General features: G+C 34.3%; 11 protein-coding genes. 3 read left to right on the top strand and 8 right to left on the bottom strand.

Annotated features, from left to right (window positions below):
• Positions 1–4 precede the first annotated feature (4 nt).
• The 4 genes from EGI22_RS19200 to rsfS form a co-directional block, all read right to left on the bottom strand.
• A complete protein-coding gene (locus EGI22_RS19200) occupies positions 5–1,396 on the bottom strand; it encodes a WG repeat-containing protein (protein WP_255070068.1) in 1,392 nt (463 codons plus the stop codon).
• A 69-nt stretch (positions 1,397–1,465) separates the two neighbouring features.
• Complete coding sequence (locus EGI22_RS19195) at positions 1,466–3,709, bottom strand: hypothetical protein (protein ID WP_255070067.1); 2,244 nt, start codon at positions 3,707–3,709, stop codon at positions 1,466–1,468.
• A gap of 153 nt (positions 3,710–3,862) precedes the next feature.
• A complete protein-coding gene (ftsH, locus tag EGI22_RS19190) occupies positions 3,863–5,887 on the bottom strand; it encodes an ATP-dependent zinc metalloprotease FtsH (RefSeq protein ID WP_255070066.1) in 2,025 nt (674 codons plus the stop codon).
• A 31-nt stretch (positions 5,888–5,918) separates the two neighbouring features.
• The gene (gene rsfS / locus EGI22_RS19185) at positions 5,919–6,311 is read right to left on the bottom strand and encodes a ribosome silencing factor (protein WP_255070065.1); all 393 of its coding nucleotides are present in this window, start codon (positions 6,309–6,311) and stop codon (positions 5,919–5,921) included.
• 93 nt (positions 6,312–6,404) lie between these two features.
• On the opposite strand from rsfS, the gene EGI22_RS19180 reads away from it, so the two are divergent.
• Positions 6,405–7,178, top strand: a complete 774-nt coding sequence (locus tag EGI22_RS19180) for a biotin--[acetyl-CoA-carboxylase] ligase (RefSeq protein ID WP_255070064.1) — start codon at positions 6,405–6,407, stop codon at positions 7,176–7,178.
• An 86-nt stretch (positions 7,179–7,264) separates the two neighbouring features.
• Positions 7,265–9,916, top strand: coding sequence for a glucosidase (locus tag EGI22_RS19175; protein WP_255070063.1), 2,652 nt, complete (start codon positions 7,265–7,267; stop codon positions 9,914–9,916).
• On the opposite strand, the gene EGI22_RS19170 is transcribed toward EGI22_RS19175, so the two are convergent.
• Both EGI22_RS19170 and EGI22_RS19165 read right to left on the bottom strand, forming a co-directional pair.
• Complete coding sequence (locus EGI22_RS19170; protein ID WP_255070062.1) at positions 9,913–11,421, bottom strand: RtcB family protein; 1,509 nt, start codon at positions 11,419–11,421, stop codon at positions 9,913–9,915. The two genes, EGI22_RS19175 and EGI22_RS19170, sit on opposite strands and share 4 nt — an antisense overlap.
• A 47-nt stretch (positions 11,422–11,468) precedes the next feature.
• Entirely contained in the window at positions 11,469–12,242 is a 774-nt protein-coding gene (locus EGI22_RS19165) for a nucleotidyltransferase domain-containing protein (protein WP_255070061.1), read from the bottom strand.
• 92 nt (positions 12,243–12,334) lie between these two features.
• Between EGI22_RS19165 and EGI22_RS19160 the strand changes: the two genes are divergently transcribed.
• Positions 12,335–13,348, top strand: a complete 1,014-nt coding sequence (locus EGI22_RS19160) for a YafY family protein (RefSeq protein WP_255070060.1) — start codon at positions 12,335–12,337, stop codon at positions 13,346–13,348.
• Here the strand turns inward: EGI22_RS19160 and EGI22_RS19155 are convergent.
• Complete coding sequence (locus EGI22_RS19155; protein WP_255070059.1) at positions 13,331–13,660, bottom strand: protein tyrosine phosphatase; 330 nt, start codon at positions 13,658–13,660, stop codon at positions 13,331–13,333. The genes EGI22_RS19160 and EGI22_RS19155 overlap by 18 nt on opposite strands.
• Positions 13,661–13,714: 54 nt before the next feature.
• Complete coding sequence (locus EGI22_RS19150; protein WP_255070058.1) at positions 13,715–14,806, bottom strand: slipin family protein; 1,092 nt, start codon at positions 14,804–14,806, stop codon at positions 13,715–13,717.
• Positions 14,807–15,499: the final 693 nt, after the last annotated feature.

The raw sequence follows: 15,499 nt of genomic DNA, 5'->3' as shown, positions 1-15,499 counted from the left end.
TTTTTTAAAAATACTTTTTGGCAATAAAAAAAATCAATATTCCGATAAGAAATATACCACCTACAAACAATTTCAATATAAAATTGATAGACCAATATTTCTTTATTAATTGACCTTCCTTCGTAAAATCAAAAGAATAAATACCTTTAATTGCCATAACTTGGCCATCAATAAACTTACCTATTTTATCATATTCTATCGGTAAAATTATAGTACCAGTCGAGTCTATCGCTCCATAAAGGTCTTTATTTTTAATATAGGTTTTGCCTTCCGACCAACGCTCACCAATTTCCTGAAAAGATGTTTTTAAAACCTCTTTCCCATTGGTATTACTTATTCCCACCAATCCAGTAGAACCGAAGATTAAATAGTTTTTATTCCGCCAATATTTGATTTTATCTGCTTTAATTTTGGACAAAACGCTGTCAGATTCTAAAATTTTTAGCCAATGAATGCCTCTTTTTATCCAAAGTGTATCAGTTTTGGTTTTACAATAATCTTCGAATTTTTCTCTAAAAACATCTTCTTTTCCTTTGGCTTTAATCAATTGGTATTGATTATTTTCTTTTACCAATATATTTGATTTCCAAAAACCATATTCTATCTCATCAAAAGATGGCGAATAAATTATTTCATTTTTCTCATTCCAAAAACCGTATTTATTCTTTAAATCTTTAAAAGCCCAAAGGGTATCTTCTCCTCTATAAACTTGAATTTCTTTAAAATATTTAGGAATTTGATACCTTCCTAGAGCATCAATGAAATTTACAAAAATACTAGAGTAGACTGAATAAATCCCTCTACTTTGGCCTTTTTCGTTAAAATTAATTTGAGAATAATTTCCAATAAAAGCATACATTGAATTTAAACCTTTGGTATCTATCGTAAATTTTATCTCATTTTTTTTATTGATATAATAGGCATTATATAAAGTCCTCACAGGAGCAAGACCTTTTGAGAACTTGTCTACAAATTTGTAAACTAAAGGAATAACCACCTCTCCAGTTTCATCAATAAAACCGTGTTTCCCTGTTATAGTAACAGTATTATACCTTCCATTCCGACAGCTTTGGCAATATCCTCCAATAGAAACTTCTGCTAAACCCTCGTGAAAATCTCCTATATCGTCATATTTGTAAGGAACAATTGTTTTGCCATCTTTATCTAATAGACAAGTAATTGCTTTGAAATTACCTTTCCTACCAGTAATTTTTTGTTTGACAACTAAGCCATTTTTTTGGGGAAAAAGTCTATAAAATATAGTATCTTTTGCAAAATCAACTTCATTGGCGTCATTATACTCAAAACCTGAGCTACTGAGATTAAAATCAGATTTTTCTTGAGCAAAAGAGCAGCATAAAGAAAAGAAAAGGAAAGTAAAAAGTTGGATTTTCATAAGCGTAAATTGTAAGATTTGAAAACTAATTCAAATTATACAATTTACTTCAATATTTCAAAAAGAAACTTATTTCAAAAGCATCCTCTGACTAAGCATATTTCCTTTGCCGTCAGTGCCATAGATCGTAATTAAATATTTTTTTGTAAGGTCAGCATTGTAAAATGAGACATTGGCTTTTCCGTTTTTGTCTGTTTTTAAGTTAGGGTTCCACAACAAAGTCTTCCTTCTGTCAACTTTAGCAATCGGCTTAAGATATATTGGGTTATATATTTTTTTAGAGTAAGTATACCCAATATAATTCTGGGCATTATTATCATTAAATATGTTTGCTAAATCTTTCCCTTTTGCGGTCAAAACGTTTATAACTTCAAAATCTTTTAGACCCATCTTAGCTGTCTTTTCTGTTGATTTTACCAAATCTAACCAGACAACATCAGCTGGTTTTAGCAATTTCAAAAAATCCATAGGCACGCTTACGCCGTCAATCATAATCCAAATCTTGTTGGTTTGATTTTGCAATTCAGGCAAAGTAAATCCTATCAAATCTTGTATACTCGAACCTGTAAAATTAGAATCTATAACAATCGCTCGTCCAGCATCAGGTTCCCAATTGTAAGCCTTACGACGATAATCGTTTTTATAATCCTTTACCTTCGCACCAGTTATCACCACTTCCTTTAAGACATTTTGCTTGGTCGGAACGGCTTTAACAGGAGTTTTGGCTGCTGATGCATTAGCATTTATAGGAGCCTTGCTTATTGAAACCTCAGGATTTGGGTTATAAATTTCGTCAAATTTTAAATTTAAAAATTGCCCATTCCTATTCCTGGCCAATACTTTTACAGAATCTGTCCACTGTCCATTTATTTTCAGGTAGCCTTCTGCATCTGTGCTTACCGAAGAATATTTCATATTTATTTTATCCCAAGTAAAAAGATCAACGATTTCATTTTTCAAAACCGAATCAGCAATAGAAACCTTAGCAATCATAGATAAGCTTTTCTCTGCTATAAAGTCTTCTTTTGTTTTCTCTTTTTTCCAATCCAAAGTCATCATCAGATTGTCAAGATAAAATTTAGAAACTGTAGGCTCAAACGAAAACAGGGAATCCAATTTTTGAATATTTTCTTCAAAATCTGCATCGAAAACTAAATAAGATTGTAAATCTTGGATTTTTGTGCTAAAAGTATTTGGAGGAGTGACGTCGTTGATCGCTAATGAAAAATCAAAATTTGGATATGAATTACCTTCTGAATCTTCTAAAAACAAATCGAAGCTAACTTTTCCTTTTTTGAGAAGATTTTTCTTGTAATTTTTAACAACAAAACTCGCTGGATTTGGCTTTAGATAATACACCAATCTATTGCTCAAATTAAAGCCACTTTCGTCAATTATAGAGATTTCTACTATTCCATCATTCGGTATTAATTCATTTTTTAATACAAACTTAAAGTTTGAACTAGTGCTCTCGAAAGGTAAAGTCAAAAGGACATCTCCTCTTTGTTTGGCAACAAGTTTGAGCTTTGCAGGTTCGTTGACATTGGTAAATACATTAATCAAAACTCCTCCAGAGAACACCACATTTTCTGCTGAAATAACATAACCAAGTTGCTTGGTATCAGGCAAAGGCTCTTTGTAGTTTACTAAACCATTTTTGAAAACAGCAAAATACTTCATTCCCCCTTCTGGTTTCAGAATAAAATTACCAATTCTCTGAAAATCAGGATAGAAAGTTGTGATAAGTTTGCCTGTACTATCTTCTATTTTTCCTTCAAAAGTCTTAGGTAGGTTCGCAAAATTATTGAGTTTTACAGCTACTTTGCTTGAGATGCCATCTATTAAACTACCTCCTTCAGGAAAAAACAACACCTCTGGCTTTGCTATTTGCTTTTTAGCAATTGGACTTGCCAAGGCGGGAATAACACTTGAAACTTTAATTGTTTTAGAATAAAAAGCATTTTCACCATAATTTCTCATTAAACTGGAATATGCCGTGAATTTATAATTTCCTGCATTTGTGTTTTTGGCAAGTATAATTTGGGCATTCGCTTTTCCATCTATTACAGCAATCTTTGACTCTTGGATGATTTTGTTCAAAGGATTTTGGAACAAAACATACACTACTTTACTCTTTTGAGAAAACTGATGCGTGGCGGCGTCAAATAGATACACTTTATACCAAATGGTATCGCCAGCTGCATAATTATCTCTATCAGTATGAATAAATATTTTTTCTGAATCAAAGGTATTTTGGGCAAAAGATTGACCAAAAATTATTAAAAATAAAACTAAAAACTTGAACTTTTGCATATTAGGAGGCTACATTTTGGGTTTTATCTAATAAATACAAATACTGTGCCTATTTAAAAAACGATTTGTAAAAATCTAAAATGCAATTTATGTATTCAAAGAAAAAAACTCTAAAAAACTCCAAAAAAAAACCCGATTGCTCGGGTTTAATTTTTATTTTGTTTCTTCTGCATTCTCGGCGGGCTCTATCACCTCTTCCACTACGTCCTTTTTATCCATAAATTCCTGATAAACAGTAGGCTTATCAAAAGGTCGCTCACCTATTAATCCAACCAAGTCAGCTTGGTAGATAATCTCTCGTTTTAATAGCTCCTGAGCCAAAATATCCAACATCCCTCTTTTCTCTTTCAGCAATTCAATGGTTTTGGTATATGCCAAATCAATCAATATTTTAACCTCCTGATCAATCATCTGAGCAGTTGATTCAGAATATGGTTTTGTAAACGAATACTCTCCTTGACCTTTTGAATCATAAAAAGACACATTGCCGATTTTGTCATTCATACCATAGATAGTAACCATGCTATAAGCCATTTTGGTGATTTTCTCCAAGTCACTCAATGCACCTGTTGAGATTTTTCCAAATACCACCTCCTCTGCAGCTCTACCACCCAAAGCCATACACATTTCGTCGAACAGTTGCTCCGTACGATACAGATACTGCTCTTTTGGCAAATATTGAGCATAACCCAATGCCGCGATACCTCTTGGTACTATACTTACTTTAACCAATGGATTGGCGTGCTCTAAAAACCATCCAGTGATAGCATGTCCAGCCTCATGGAAAGCTACAATTTCTTTTTCTTCAGGAGAAATCAATTTATTGCGTTTTTCCAAACCACCAATCTCTCTATCTATTGCATCTTGAAAGTCTTTCATTTCAACTTGACTCTGTCCTCTTCTAGCTGCCAAAAGGGCTGCTTCATTACATACGTTAGCAATTTCAGCACCCGCAAAACCAGGCGTTTGAGTTGCCAACTTTTTAGGATCTACTCCCTCTGAAAACTTAATAGGTTTCATGTGAACCTTGAATATTTGCTCACGGCCGTTCATGTCAGGTACGTCAACACTTATTTGTCTGTCAAATCTACCTGCACGCAAAAGTGCTGAATCCAATACATCTGGGCGGTTAGTTGCAGCTAAAATGATGATGCCTGAATCAGATCCAAAACCGTCCATTTCCACCAAAAGTGAGTTCAAAGTATTCTCTCTTTCGTCGTTTCCACCTGGCATTGAGCCTTTTCCTCTCGAACGACCCACTGCGTCAATCTCATCTATAAATATGATACAAGGTGCTTTTTCTTTGGCTTGTTTGAACAAATCACGCACACGAGCTGCACCAACACCTACAAACATCTCTACAAAGTCAGAGCCTGAAAGTGAGAAAAATGGCACACTAGCCTCACCAGCTACTGCTTTGGCCATCAATGTTTTACCTGTACCCGGAGGGCCTACTAAAAGGGCTCCTTTTGGTATTTTAGCACCTAGCTCGGTGTATTTCCCTGGTGTTTTCAAAAACTCTACTATCTCAGTAAGCTCCTCTTTGGCTTCGTCTAGTCCAGCAACATCTTTAAACGTTACTTTTACTTTATTATCAGCATCAAAAAGTGCCGCTTTAGATTTTCCGATATTAAACAATGCCCCACCTGGGCCTCCACCTCCTGACATCCTAGTCATGATAAAATACATCAATCCGAAGAAAAACAAGATAGGAAACCACTGCCAAAAAATGTTCATATAGTCACTTCTCGTCATAGTTTCAGGGTACAATTTCCCCTTAGCATCATCCGGTATTTCGGCAGTTTTAAGGAAATTATTGTACTCATACATAAATGAGTCTTCAGAAACAATATCCACTTTCAAATGTGGCCCAGTAGAGAATTTATTATTACCTAATTTTTCTTGATATTCGGGCTTAGTAAGTGCTTGAGGGCTAAGGTTCACCTCCAAAGTGTTGGTGCCTTTCACTAAATACACCTTCTCTATATCTCCTGCCAAAACCATCTTCTCGAAAGTTTTATATGGAACAGAACCTAGTTTATTGGTACTACTGAAAAATACCAATCCCATAATGGCCAGAATCAAAACTGCCACTACCCAACCTTGTAATCCACCTGGATTTGGTGTAAGTTTCTTCCGTGGTTGACCAGAAGAGTTTTTGTTGTTGCTTTCAGACATATTAAATTTTAAATAAAATCAATAATTAATGTTAATTGAGAGGAGTTTTTGAGGCAACGAGTGTATCACCGTAATAAGAAATGTCGGCATCGCCCCAAAGTGATTCGATATCATAAAACTCTCGGCGGTCTTTTTTAAAAACATGGACTACAACGTCAACATAATCTAACAAAATCCATTCTTTATTTTGGATACCTTCTTTGTGCCATGGAGATTCTTTGCATTTTTTTGACACTTCTTCATCTACTGAGCCTGCTATTGCATCTATCTGTGTATCAGAGCTTCCTGAGCATATCACGAAGAAATCGGTAATTGAGCCAGGTATTTTTCTAAGATCCATTTTTACGATATCAAAACCTTTTTTCTCTTGCATTCCATTTATTACGGAATCACACAACGCCTCACTTGAAATCTTTTTCTTCATTAAACTGTAAATTGGTTAAATTTGCGAGCGGTGAGAATACAAACGAAGATTCTTACATCACAGATTTTCTATAAAACGCTAAATTAAAATATTTTGGTCAAAATTCAGCCCAAAACTTTATTTGTCGGGAAAAATCTAATTTTTCTGCCAACTTGTCATTCTACCAACGACATAGCAGCCGAAATAATTCAAAAATCAGAATTTATTGATGGTTCTGTCATTATCACAGAGCATCAATCAGCGGGAAAAGGCCAAAGAGGAAATAAATGGGAAAGTAAACCTGGAGAAAACCTATTGCTATCTATTATTCTGAAAACTGATTTCTTGAAAATCCAAAACCAATTCTATTTAAGTATATGCACTGCTGTAGCAGTCGCAGAAGCAATCCAAAGTTTTGGATATAAAAACATAAAAATAAAATGGCCAAATGACATTTATATTCTTGAAAAAAAAACAGGAGGAATATTAATTGAAAATAGCCTGATTGGAAATAAAATGAATCATTCAATAATTGGAATAGGAATAAATTTAAATCAGAAAGTATTTGAAAATCCAAGAGCAACTTCATTAATTATGTCAGATTCTAACATTTTCAATACCATTGAACTGCTTGCCGAAAGAATTTGTGAGTTTTTTGAATCGAATTTTGAAAACTTAAAACGCAATAACTCGGCTATAATTTTAGAAAAATACCTTAATAACTTATTTGGAATGAATGAATTAAGGAAATTCATAGCGAAAGGAATGATTTTTGAAGGCAAAATAACTGGAATAAATAATGCTGGAATGCTAGAAATAGAATCTGATTCGGGTCAAAAATATTACGATATCAAGGAAATTGAATATCTTTTTAATGAAAAAGAATGAGAAGTTTGGAGAAGTAGTTCAAAACAATATTTTTGCAAAATACAACCTAATACTATAAACCAAAGAATAAGGAATCTAAAAATAAGATGGGATTTAATACAGAAAGAAATAGACTTCAGGAGAGGGCAGACAATAAAGGTTGGAAAAAATGGGGACCTTATCTTTCTGAAAGACAATGGGGAACCGTGCGAGAAGATTATAGCGTATACGGCGACGCTTGGAATTACCTAACCCATGACATGTCACGCTCAAGAGCTTATCGCTGGGGTGAAGACGGAATAGGCGGAATATCAGACAACAAACAACATATTTGCTTTGCATTTGCATTTTGGAACCACCAAGATAGTATATTAAAAGAACGTTTTTTCGGCCTTACCAATAACGAAGGAAACCACGGAGAAGACGTAAAAGAGCTATACTATTATCTAGACAGCACGCCAACGCACTCTTATATGAAAATGTTGTACAAGTATCCTTTTGCGGCATTCCCCTATGAAAAAATCACTACTGAAAACCACAAAAGAAGTATCAAGGAAGACGAATTTGAGATTATTGATACGGGTATTTTTGATGACAACAACTACTTCGACATTTTTATAGAGTATGCAAAAAAAGAAGAAAACGATATTTTCATAAAAGCAACTGTAAAAAACCGTAGCAAGAAAAGTGCTCCAATTACTGTTTTGCCTACGCTTTGGTTTAGAAATACTTGGTCATGGGGTTACGATGAGTTTGACAAAAAACCTATACTTTCTGGCATATCAAACAAACAGGTTGAGGTAAACCACAGGTTGTTTGAAAGAATGAAACTCTACTGTAAAGATGCCGACGAGTTGCTTTTCTGTGAAAACGAAACCAACATGGAGCGAGTTTTTGGAAAAGAAAATTCCGGACAATTTGTAAAAGACGGTATAGACAACTATGTGGTAAATGGAATAAAAACGGCCATTAATCCCAACCATATAGGCACAAAAGTATCTGCCAAATATACTAGAATAATAAAAGCTGGTGGGTCGGAAACTTTCTGTTTGAGATTTTCGGAAGAAACAGCATTAAAAGATCCATTTGGCGATTTCGAAGAAGTTTTTACGAAATCAAAAAATGATGCGGATGATTTCTACGAAACAATCCAAAAAACCATAGAGCGAGACGAGGAAAAAGCAATCCAGAGGCAGGCTTTTGCTGGAATGATGTGGAGCAAGCAGTTTTATTACTACAATATCAACCAATGGATGAATGGCGACCCAAAGATGCCATTTGAATTCCGTGGGAGGGCTTTTGAACGAAACGGTCCTTGGAAACATGCCTATATGGCCAATATACTTTCGATGCCAGACAAATGGGAATATCCATGGTTTGCAGCTTGGGATTTGGCATTTCATACAGCTACTTTGGCTAGAATAGACCCGGATTTTGCAAAGAGGCAATTGGCTGTGGTTTTACGGGAATATTATATGCACCCCAATGGACAAATTCCTGCATACGAATGGAATTTTTCTGACGTAAACCCTCCTGTACATGCCTGGGCTACATGGAAGGTATACGAGACAGACAAAGAAATGAACGGCGGAAAAGGTGATGTGGGATTTTTGGAGAGGATTTTCCATAAACTATTGCTCAATTTCACTTGGTGGGTAAACCAAAAAGACGAGGATGGAAAGAATATATTTGGGGGTGGATTTTTAGGATTGGATAATATTGGTGTTTTTGACAGAAATGCACAAATACCTGGCGTAAAACTCCAACAAGCTGATGCCACAGGCTGGATGGCTATTTATACTCTAAATATGCTAAAAATTGCCTGTGAGATATCACTAGAAAGGCCAGCTTATCAAGATATGGCTTCGAAGTTTTTCGAGCATTTCTTATATATTGCATCAGCCATAAACAAACCTATGGACGAAGAGGGCAATGGCCTTTGGGACGAAGAAGACCAGTTTTACTACGACAAAATATATACGCCAGACGCCAACACTTTATTCCTGAAAATCAGATCATTGGTAGGACTTATCCCACTTTGTGCAGTAGAAATTATAGATGACCAATTGCTTCAGAAATTGCCTGACTTTAAGCGACGTGTGGAATGGATTTTGAAAAACAGACCAGATTTGGCAGGTTTGATATCCAGATGGCATGAACCAGGCAAAGGCGAAACGCATTTGTTGTCGCTCTTGAGAGGTCACCGTATGAAAATGGTATTCAAGCGTCTTTTTGATGAGTCTGAGTTCCTATCAGATTATGGTATCAGAAGTATGTCGAAATTTCATTTAGAAAATCCTTACCATTTCAATCTTCACGGAGAAAACCTAAATGTAACCTATACGCCTGGAGAATCTGACTTGACCATAATGGGCGGAAATTCCAATTGGCGTGGGCCTGTTTGGTTTCCACTTAACTATTTGATTATAGACTCTTTACATAAATACTCAAAATATTATGGGGAAGATTACGAAGTAGAATACCCGACTGATTCGGGAGAGATAATGACCATTAGAGAAGCCACTTTGCAGATTTCGGAGCGATTGATCAATATATTTAAGAAAGGCAAAAACGGCGAAAAACCGTTTATGGGTGGCAACGAAAAGCTCAACAAAGACAAAGAATTTACCGATTATTACCAATTTTTTGAATACTTCCATGGCGACAATGGCAAAGGACTTGGTGCAGCCCACCAAACAGGCTGGACAGGTCTTGTGGCAGATTTGATTCAGGAGGTGAGTGAGGGGAAGGTGAATTAATCCTCTCTCCCCTCTTTTCTATTCGCATCAGCCATTCTTACAATTTTTGGGGTAAACTTAGCCAAAACTTTAACCAAATCTTTTTGTGCTGAAATGACATCGTTTATGTCCTTGTAGACCATGGGTGCCTCGTCTAAATCACCTCCAATTAATTCAATTCCAAAATCATTTAATACTTTGTTCATTGAACTTTTGGTAATAGAATTTAAGGCCGCAGTTCTACTCATCAACCTTCCTGCCCCATGTGAAGCAGAATTGATTGAGGATTCACTTCCTAAACCTTTAACAACAAACCCAGAAGCAGTCATTGAACCAGGAATAATTCCTAACTCATTTTTATTAGCGGGAGTTGCTCCTTTTCTATGAACCAGCACATCTTTACCTTTATATACTTCTTTCCAAGCAAAATTATGATGATTCTCAACCATCAATATAGGCTTAGCTGAAATCGCCATAGCTAGTTTCGCGTGTATCTCATGGTGATTTGCAGACGCATAGTCTCCAGCCAAATTCATGGCTATCCAATATTCTTGACCTTCCTCTGTATTCAAATCTAACCAAGCCAAATGAGACGCTTCTTTTGGCAAAATAGTCTTTTGCTTCGCAATTTTTGAGTAAATACCGGCAACTGTCCCTCCAAACCCTCTTGAACCAGAATGCGATAACAATGCAAGATATTGACCAACGGGCAAATTTAAAGTCTCATCCACTTCTGTGATTTCAATTATTCCCCATTCAACAAAATGGTTTCCCGTACCTGAGGTACCCAATTGTTTGTAGGCTTTATCTTTCAAATCTCTTATAACCTTGGTGGCAGTCCATTCAATTTTGTCCATCACAGACTCATCAACTTTATCTCTTATTTCGCCACCAATTCCAAATTTTGTTTTTTCCATGAGGCTTTTTTTCAACAAATGAGGTTCTTTCTTGAAAAAGTCAACAGGAATATCGAAAACAGACAAGCACATCCTACATGCTATATCTACTCCAACTGCATAAGGAATTATTTTGTCAGGCTCTGTTGCCAATACTCCTCCAATTGGTAATCCGTAACCTTGGTGGGAATCAGGCATTAAAGAACCAGCGATTGAAATGGGTAAACTCAATGCTGTATTCATTTGATTTAAAGCACCTTGCTCTATATAATCTGCTCCAAAAATAGAATAATTTAAATTATCTTCTCGCAAATTAAACTCCATAGATTCTCTAATTGGTTTCTCTTCAAGCGACATTGTTTGCTCAATAGGCAAACAAGACTTGCCGAATTCTGTCAATTCAATCTCAATTCCGCTTTTTTGAAGTTCAAATACTTTCTTCGCCAAATTGGTGACCTTATTTCTTGAATATGCGTACTTTTTTGGATTTTCTAACATTTGTGCGAACAATCCTAAAACTTTTTCTTCAGAAAAATCTTGATGTTCGATAAGACCACTTGCAACTCTATCAAAATCTTTGATAAGCTCTTCTGGTATATTTCCTAGTTCTTTTATTTTGATTGATTCCATTTTTTTTTAAATATTGCTATTCCAAAATTTAATAACGTCTCTTTTTTTTATTTCTCCCAGGCCATCCGAAGAGTTTTTGTAAACACCATGTCCAACCTTTCTGTATCAGGCTTACTAGTATTCTTATTCAGTTTTAAATAATTTGAATAAAAAACAATTTTTGCTTCCAAAAAATCATTTATCACTTGAATCTTGGGTTCAATATCCAATTCTTCACCTGAAATTTTACGAGATAGCAAATCTTTTATTATTGTTTTTATTTCAATTTCTTTCACTTCACTTTCTACCAATAACTGAAATTCCATTGGAGCAACTGAATTTTTGTTAAAAATCCAATCACAAGCCAAAATAGGTCTTAACACATAAAAATATTTCTTTATTCTTACCAAGTCATTTTGCAAATAGGTTTTAAAGTTACCTTCCGCCATGTGCAAATAGTGATGCATGCAGGATTGCGAGTTGAAATATTCTTTTGACATTTCGCCCAACAATTCAAAAAAAGAAAATTCATCTTTATAAACAATGGGACTTCTTAACCATTCAAGCAAAGGAGGATTTGATTTCCTAAATAATTTTAAAGCTTTCTTTAATTCCCATCCTGCCAAATCAATATCATTTTCTAAAATTTCCTCTTGATTATCTTTCAATTGATCTATTTTTAAATACCAATCTAATTTGTGAACATAAATATATCGAACATCCCAGTCGCTATCAGTTGAAGAAAACCCCCATGCTCTACTACCGCTTTCTACAGCAAATAAAATCTTTATTTCATATTGTTCTTCTAATCTTTTTAGTTCTTTTAATATCTCTTCTTTCATTCTATTTCAAATTAATACCCAAAATACACACACTTCTACGCATTCTTCTTGCGTAGATAAAATATTTTTTAATATTTTGTAAAAAAAACAATATGCCTCTAAATAGAAATGCACTAATTAGGTATAAAGTAATAGACAGTTGTTTACAAAGACGCAACCGAAAATGGACTTTGGAAGATATTATTGAGACTGTTTCGGATGCTTTGTATGAATATGAAGGTTCAGAAAAAGGCATTAGTAAGCGTACCATTCAGGCTGACATCCAAATGATGCGAAGTGATAAACTTGGCTATTTTGCTCCCATTATTGTATCTGACAAAAAGTATTATACCTATGAAGATCCAAATTATAGTATTACCAATATTCCCCTTTCAGAATCTGATTTATCTAAGATGAACGAAGCTGTAGAAATGCTTAAACAATTCAAAGGTTTTTCACATTTTTCTCAGCTAAATGATGTAGTTCAGAAATTAGAAGATCATGTTTACTCTTCAACAAAAAAATCATTACCTATTATTGATTTTGAGAAAAATGACAATTTAAAGGGATTAGAGTTTTTGGAAATTATTTATCAATCAGCTATTCAAAAGAAACCAATCGAAATTACTTACAAATCATTTACAGCTATAGACTCTCAATCGTTTGAGTTTCATGTGTGGTGGATGAAAGAATTTCGAAACAGATGGTTTGCGGTTGGTGTTAAGAATTCAAAGAAAATAATTCAAAATTTGGCAATAGATAGAATAATAGCCGTAAAAACTTTGCTTGATAAGGAATTTATACTGAATGAAAATCTCAATTCAGAGGATTATTATAAAAATGTTTTTGGAGTAACTGTTAGCCACAATCTCAGACCAATTATCATCAAATTATTTGTCAATAAAAATCATGCTCCATATGTATTAACTAAACCGCTTCATCATTCACAAGTACTTGAAGAAGAGAGAGATGATGGAATAATTATTAGTCTAAAAGTGCAACACAACTTTGAAATCGAGCGTGAAATTTTGGGTTTTGGAGAAGGTATGGTAATATTGGAACCTATTAAACTAAAGGAAATTTTAAAGAAAAGAATTTCAAAAATGCTTCTAAACTACGAAGTATAGCTCATGCATTTTTTGGGTAATTTTAGTGACAAGTTTCGGATCCATAAATTCATAAATATCTTTGATATTCAAGACGTGAACTTGTTTTTTTGAAAGTGAATCTCCAAATGAAAAGGAAGCAATTTCTTTATGCCTTTTTTCCATAAAAATGATTTTATCGGCCCAACCAATTAGTCCAATTGTAATTTTCACTCTTGCACCATTATTTGTACCGCACGATTTTACATCATAATCTAAATTATCTCGAAAGACCATTTCAGCAGTCAGACTTCGACGCTTGTTTCTAGAGCATACAAATAAAAGTTTTTCCATCCGCAAATATCAACAAAAAACACAGAATGTATCGAAATACAAACTGTGTTCACATTAGTTTTTAACAAAAATCTGTTTCAACTGATCCAAAATCTGGCCATTTCCTGAAACTGAAATTGTGTTGATTTTATCCGCAATTTTCTCAACATATTCCATTTCTTTCAATTTCCATAAGGTTTCGTTTTCCTCCATCAATTTGGCAGTGTTCAACAAACTTCTCATTGAAGCCGTTTCTTCTCTCCTCATGATGATGTTTGCTTGAGCTTTTTTCTCAGCAACCAATACCTGGTTCATGATGTCTTTCATTTCACCTGACAAGATTATATCTCTGATTCCCGCATTTTTTAGTTCAATTCCTAAGTCAGCCACTTTTTCACTTGCGTTTTTAATGACATATTCAGAAACCAAATCTTTTTTATCCAAAAGCTCGTCTAATGAAAATCCACCCACATACTCTCTCAATGCAAATTGCATTAAAATGTACAGTTGCTTTTCGTACTCTTTATTTCTAAAAAGAGCTTTTTCGATATCCGTAACTTGGTATTGAACATAAAAATTCAATCTCAAAGTTGCTTTATCTTTGGTTAGAATTTCTTGCCCAGAAACTTCTAGCTGCAATTGCCTTACGTCCGTTTTAGCAACTTGAATAGAAATGGCATTTTTCCACCAGTAATAAGTTCCAGCTTCCAATATCTTCACTAATTTGCCATCAACTATCAAAAGGCCTTTTTCATAAGATTCAATAGTATAAGTCCTTACGTAATTTGAAAGCCTTGTCAATAATTGTCTATCAAAAAATGCGTCAATTTCTATTTTTGAAATGTCATATTTTTCAAATCTATAATTTCTCAAGCCTTTCCAATATGCATATCTTCCGGCTGTCATAACAGACTTAAATACATTATCTTCAAACTGTAACACAATTTCATTGTCTCCAATTTCAACGATTTCTAAGGCGTCTAAAATCTCTTGATGTTGCAACAATAGATTCATATCAATAGGAGCAATGAACAAGCTACCTTTCTCATACACATAAACACTTTCGTTTTTCCAAAACCAATAAACTCCTGTTGTCAAGATTTCAACGAATTCATCATTTTTTAATACCAATCCTATTTGATTGATGCTTACTCTTACTTTTTTCATTTTCTATAAATGTTTAAAATTTAAAAATAACCAGTCCAAAGTCTTCATTTCATGAAAACGGAAATCAGATTAAGTTTAGAATTAGAAATCTAGTTTTTAAATATTTAATAAATTATTAAATTAAGTTTTCAAAAGAGTCTCCTTAACTAAATAAAATACTGCCTATCCAAAAAGCTAAAACCTTTTCTATTCGGTATCCTCTTTTTTCAAGTTTTGTCTGAATTTCCAGATTTCGATTTGAATCCAAGCTAGAAAACTTCAGACTGGCTGTAACCCTTTTGGGAGGGTAAATCCCTTTTTGGTTGAACCAAAATCAACTGCTTATCCATTTAGCTACTAACTTTAACAAGTTAGGCAGGATTCGAACCTGCATAAGTTTGTTACTCTACCGGACTGAGTTATCCTTTACCAAGGAGAGGGATTCGAACCCTCGACACACAAATGGTGATAAAAAGCAATATTTCTGACAGCATATTTAAAGTTACTTCTCAAATACTATGGGGCATGCGGATACCCACATCAGGTTCAAGAAATCACCTTTTATCGCAAAACATAAGGGACTCGAACCCTTTAATTGACCTTCTCAATTGTTTTCTATAATTTGATGATACAAAATTGAGAAAGCAGTACGCAATGAATTTGCGTAGATAAATAAAAAAAACAAAATATTTGCAAGTAATTGAAAATAAGTCA

This window comes from Lacihabitans sp. LS3-19 (assembly GCF_024343575.1).
Classification (GTDB): domain Bacteria; phylum Bacteroidota; class Bacteroidia; order Cytophagales; family Spirosomataceae; genus Leadbetterella.
Note: the sequence above shows the minus strand (reverse complement) of the source record. Positions and strands in the feature narration are given on the sequence as shown.

Excerpts from the sequence above, each read along its gene's own strand:
- ftsH (WP_255070066.1), bottom strand. The coding sequence starts at position 5,887 with ATGTCTGAAAGCAACAACAAAAACTCTTCTGGTCAACCACGGAAGAAA.
- EGI22_RS19160 (WP_255070060.1), top strand. The coding sequence starts at position 12,335 with ATGCCTCTAAATAGAAATGCACTAATTAGGTATAAAGTAATAGACAGT.
- rsfS (WP_255070065.1), bottom strand. The coding sequence starts at position 6,311 with ATGAAGAAAAAGATTTCAAGTGAGGCGTTGTGTGATTCCGTAATAAAT.
- EGI22_RS19200 (WP_255070068.1), bottom strand. The coding sequence starts at position 1,396 with ATGAAAATCCAACTTTTTACTTTCCTTTTCTTTTCTTTATGCTGCTCT.
- EGI22_RS19155 (WP_255070059.1), bottom strand. The coding sequence starts at position 13,660 with ATGGAAAAACTTTTATTTGTATGCTCTAGAAACAAGCGTCGAAGTCTG.
- EGI22_RS19170 (WP_255070062.1), bottom strand. The coding sequence starts at position 11,421 with ATGGAATCAATCAAAATAAAAGAACTAGGAAATATACCAGAAGAGCTT.
- EGI22_RS19150 (WP_255070058.1), bottom strand. The coding sequence starts at position 14,806 with ATGAAAAAAGTAAGAGTAAGCATCAATCAAATAGGATTGGTATTAAAA.
- EGI22_RS19195 (WP_255070067.1), bottom strand. The coding sequence starts at position 3,709 with ATGCAAAAGTTCAAGTTTTTAGTTTTATTTTTAATAATTTTTGGTCAA.
- EGI22_RS19175 (WP_255070063.1), top strand. The coding sequence starts at position 7,265 with ATGGGATTTAATACAGAAAGAAATAGACTTCAGGAGAGGGCAGACAAT.
- EGI22_RS19165 (WP_255070061.1), bottom strand. The coding sequence starts at position 12,242 with ATGAAAGAAGAGATATTAAAAGAACTAAAAAGATTAGAAGAACAATAT.